General features: G+C 66.1%; 3 protein-coding genes. All 3 read left to right on the top strand.

Features of this window, described 5'->3' with window-relative positions; genetic code table 11:
* A partial coding sequence (locus tag EOA85_RS37760) for a hypothetical protein (RefSeq protein WP_164759924.1) occupies positions 1-945 on the top strand: 945 nt, incomplete at its 5' end.
* Entirely contained in the window at positions 942-3,404 is a 2,463-nt protein-coding gene (locus EOA85_RS27675) for a hypothetical protein (protein ID WP_127211887.1), read from the top strand. The genes EOA85_RS37760 and EOA85_RS27675, both read left to right, overlap by 4 nt.
* A 56-nt stretch (positions 3,405-3,460) precedes the next feature.
* Positions 3,461-4,916 (top strand): hypothetical protein (locus EOA85_RS27670; protein WP_206523386.1); only part of this gene is annotated, 1,456 nt, incomplete at its 3' end.

The following is a 4,916-nucleotide window of genomic DNA, read 5'->3' as shown; positions in this document are numbered from 1 at the left end:
ATCGAGCACCTGGACGCGACCAGGCCGGCAGCGGCCGCGATCGAGCAGCATGACCGGATGGTCAGCCGCGCGCACCAGGCGGCCGAGGCATTGCAGACGGTCGACCGCGAAATTCCGGCCTTCACCGCCGACCCGGCGCAGATCGCGCGCATCACCGATCAGCTGGTCGGCGAAGCGCCGGCGCCGGCGACGAGGAGCGGTCAAAGCCTGGTACAGTTCATCAAGGCGCGCGGCGGCCTGCTAGACGATCGCGGCGAGCTGGCGGCGATCGGCGCCGAAAGCCTGACGCGCCGGGGCAAAAGCAAAACCGACAAGCGCGTGCCACTCGACATGGCGCGCGAGGCGGCCGAGGAGGCCGGCTATATCGGCGTCGCCGGCGAGGTGCAGACGACAAGCGTGGCCGACCTGTTGGACGCGATCGACCAGGAGCTGCGCGGCAATCCCGTCTTTTCACGCGCCGACGATGCCGCTGGCTGGGCCGACTTTGAAGCCGATCGAGCCCGCGTCGAGAACCGCGTCGCGGAAGCGGCGGCGTATGCCGGCCCGGCCGTTGACGACGCGATCGTGCGCGAGGCAGCCGAGATATCGCTGCGCGACGGGGTTGATGTTTTAGATGCACTAGAGAGCGTGCTGGTTCGCCGCGCTGACGAACCCGGCCAGTTGCCGATCGGCCGCGTCGCCGAGCCTCTTCCTGGCTGGTCCGACGCCGAGCTCGATGCGGCCAGCGCTGGGCGCGGCCTGGAGCCGATGCCGGAAAACGGCTCGCCTTTCGACGATCCCGCCAAGCCAGTCGCCGAGCTCGAGATCTCGCCGGCCGACATCGAACTTTACGGCGACGTGCCGATGCCGTCGCCGGACGGCCGCGTGGTCTCGCTCGAGGCCTACATGGCCGATATCGCCAATGACGGCGAGCTCGCCGCAACCGTGAAGGCGTGCCGCGCATGACGACATTTTTCCAGTGCATCGACAACGCCGTCGCCGGCAAGGTGCTGAAGAAGAAGGACGGTGACCGGCTGAAGGAAGACTATCGCCGCTTTCGCGAGAGCCATGCCAACACGGCGCCGGCGGCCGCCAACGAGCTCGCCAGGCAGGATCTGCTCCAGGACCTGGCCGCCCAGGCCGCGCACAAGCGCCGCCAGGCGAAGCTGGCGATCGACGGCGCGCGCCGGCTCGATGCCGACGCCCGCAGCCACAAGACGGCCACCGGCCGGTCGGATATCGGCGAGGCGTTCCTGGACACGCTCGAGCATTTCGGCACCGGCGCAAAATTCTCGAGCGTTGTCGGGCGCCAGAAATCCATTCTCGGCATGGCGCATGCCCGCATGGAGGATCTGCTGTATCACTTCCGCCGCGGCGCCGTGGCTGGCGATCTCGGCCGCCACAACGCCGCCGACATGAAGAACGTCTTGCGCGAGGCCTTTGGCGTCGACACTGGCGACGTGAGAGCGCGTCAGCTCGCCAATGTGTGGATGTCGACGGCCGAGTGGCTGCGCCAGCGCTTCAATGCCGCCGGCGGCGCGATCGGCAAGCTCGACAATTGGGGCTTGCCGCAGCACCACGATCCGCGCGCGCTGCGCAAGGCGGGGCTCGCCACTTGGAAAGACTACATCCGCCCGCTGCTCGACACGTCGAAGATGCGGAGCCCGCTGACCGGCAAGCAGATCGACGAAAAGGATCTCGACGGCATACTCGACGGGATATTCCGGACGATCAGCACCGAAGGCTGGATCGACCGCGAGCCGTCGCGCCAGGCCTTCGGCAGGGGCGCGCTCGCCAACCAGCGCGCCGAGCATCGGTTTCTGGTGTTCCGGGATCCGGACGCCTGGCTGAAATACCAGGAGGATTTCGGCGGCGGCGGCGACATCTTCTCGGCGATGATGGGCCACATCGGCATGATGTCGAAGGACATCGGCGCGATGGAGGTATTGGGACCGAACCCCGGCGGCACCATCGAATGGATGAAACAGGTTCTGGCCAAGGAAGCCCAGGAGATCGCGGCCGGGCTGAAGCAAGGCACGCTCGGCAAGGCCGACGCCTCGAGCGCGCTGGACGCGGCCGCCAGCTATTCGCGGCGGCTGGATACTGTGTGGGGATCGATCCGCGGCGAGCTCGAGACACCCGTCAATTCGAAGTGGGCGAACATCCTGGCGACCGGCCGGAGCCTGATCACCTCGAGCGTGCTCGGCGCAGCGGCTATCTCGTCGATTTCCGACACCGGCACATCGGCGATCGCCCGGCGCTTCGCCGGCATAAGCGCTCGAGGCACGGCGCTCGACATCGTCAAGGCGTTCGTACCAGCCGAGCGTCGCCTGGCCGTTCAGTCCGGCTTGATCCTCGACGCGGCCGCCCACACCTTCCATGCCCAGGCGCGATATGTCGGCACTCTGGCCGGCCCGCAATGGGCGAGCTTCATCGCCGACCGCGTGCTGACAGTGTCCGGGCTGACGCCCTGGACGCAAGGCGCGAAGCATGCCTTCGGCCTGGCGTTCCAGACCGAGCTCGGCAACCATGTCGGCGTGGCGCTGAAGGACATGGAGCCGGTCCTGCAGCGGACTTTGCGGCGTTGGGGCTTCACCGATGCACAATGGGACAAGATGCGCCAGGCGCCGCTGCATGAGGGCCAGATGTTGCGGCCGGCCGAGATCGCAAGCCAAGTCGACGAAAAGCTTGCCGAGAAGTATCTCGAAATGGTGCAGACGGAAACCGGCTATGCCGTGCCCGACAGCAGCCACCGGTCGAAAACCATCCTGGTCGACCAGAACCGGCCCGGAACGCTGATTGGCGAGATCATCCGGAGCGGCGCGCAGTTCAAGAGCTTCGGCGTGTCGATGGTGTTCATGCACGGCATGCGGCTCCACAACATGATCGCCGGCGGCGAGATCGCCGCCGGCGTTGCTTACACCGGTTCCTTGCTGATCATGACCACGCTGCTCGGCGCAGCCGCCAAGCAGATGAAGTCAGTGACATCAGGCAAGGAAATGCAGGATCCGCGCGACGCGGCATTTTGGGGCGCGGCCATCCTGCAGGGCGGCGGCCTTGGCATTTATGGCGACTTTTTGTTCTCCAACATCAACCGCTATGGCGGCGGCTTCAAGTCGACCTTGAGCGGCCCGCTGGTCGAGCGCGCCAACGATTTCTGGAACCTCACCGCCGGCAACGTCATCCAACTCGCCAGCGGCGAGAAGACGAATTTCGGCCGCGAGCTGGTGAAGTTCGCCAGGGGCAACATCCCCGGCGGAAACATCTGGTATCTGCGCCTGGCGTTCGAGCGGACCGTGCTCGATCAGCTGCAGTACCTGGCCGATCCCGAAGCGAACGCCGCCTTCAAGCGCCAGCAGCAGTTCTGGAAACGCGAGTACGGGCAGGAATTCTGGTGGAAGCCTGGCGATCTGACGCCGGGATAGCAATAGCAACCCGTGGATAACTCTACACCGGCGGCCCGGCCCTAAAATGCCCGGCCATGAGCTATGGCCTGGCAGTATCCCCCCGCTACAAGACCGCAACGCTGGACGCCGGCGACACGATCGTCGATCTCGGCTCGCCCGATCCATTTCCGGTCATCGCGGCAACGGACGTAAAGGTGTTCCGCACCCGCGCCGGTGCGCGAACGCTACTGGTGCTCGACGCCGATTACGCTGTATCGCTTCTCAACCAGCTGCCCGGCGCCAGGGTAACGCTGGCCGCCGGCGCGCTGCAGGATGACGTCATTGAGGTGGTCGGCAAGCGGCCGATCGCGCGGCCGACCGATCTCAATGATGGGCAGAAGTTCAGCGAGGAGGGCCTTAACGCCGAGTTCGACGCGCTGACCATCGAGCAGCAGGAAGCCCGGCGTGACATCGACCGCACGGTGACGTCGCCGCTCGGCGAGGCCGGCCTGGAAATGCCTGCCTATGCGCCCGGCCTGGTGCTGGCGTGGCATCCAACCGAACGCAAGCTGATTGATGCGCCTTTTGCTGCAGGGGACATCGCCGGCGCTGTCATCGCAGCCGCGGCCAGCGCTGGCGCTGCAGCCGGTAGCGCTGCGACGTCGGCCGCGAATGCCGGGCTGACGGCCGCCGACCGCGTGGCGACCGCTGCCGACCGCGTAGCGACCACTGCCGATCGGCTTGCAACCGCCAACGATGTCGTCATTGCCAACGCTGCGGTCGTAAGCGCCGAGGCGGCCCGCGATGCCGCGCTGGCGACAGGCAAGGTTTATCCCGACACTGCGGCTGGTCTGGCGGCGGTAGCCGAAGGGGAATATTTTCTTGTGCCATCCGGCGACACGCTGGAAAGCTTCATCCTCTATCGCGACCTGGCAGGGGTGGCGACCGAAATCAAACGGTTCCCCAGCACTGCGGCCGTCGAGCTTTCTGGCTCGGCGGCGACGCTGACAGAGTTGTCGGCGGCCCTGCAATATGATGACAGCGGGATCTCAATCGCTTTCGACGCGCCGGTTCCCAGCATCCTGATCAAGGACGCTGCCGCTCCGGCCAAGCGCTATTTTGGCGGCGTGGCGCCAAAGCTCACTGTGGCGCGCGTGAGTGCCGGATGGTACTTCGACAAGCTGGGATTGCTGAAACAGGCCGGGGTCAACGTTCCTCGTTTCACCTATGATTATAAGTCGCAAGCGCCGCGAGGCCTGCTTTGCGAGGTGGCACGGGCAAACCGCCTGCTGCAGAACCGCTCGCTGCGCATCACGCACCAGCTGACCGTGACGGCCGGCGCCGGCGTCTTTGTCGACGGCGAGACGGTGAACGCCAGCGGCGGCGGCAGCGGCGTCTATAGAGCGGGAAATTCGACATCGACCATTTACGCTCTGTCGGGCGGTGCCGGCACAATGACCGGCACGCTGACGGGCGCGACCAGCGGCGCGACCAAGACGATTTCTTCGGCGGCTCTGGTCTGGGTCGCGACCAATATGACGGTCGCGCAAG

Origin of the sequence: Mesorhizobium sp. M5C.F.Ca.IN.020.29.1.1 (assembly GCF_003997375.1) — a bacterium.
GTDB lineage: Bacteria > Pseudomonadota > Alphaproteobacteria > Rhizobiales > Rhizobiaceae > Mesorhizobium > Mesorhizobium wenxiniae.
Note: the sequence above shows the minus strand (reverse complement) of the source record. Positions and strands in the feature narration are given on the sequence as shown.

Bases quoted from the DNA above. Each gene is read 5' to 3' on its own strand.
- EOA85_RS27675 (WP_127211887.1), top strand. From the start codon at position 942: ATGACGACATTTTTCCAGTGCATCGACAACGCCGTCGCCGGCAAGGTG.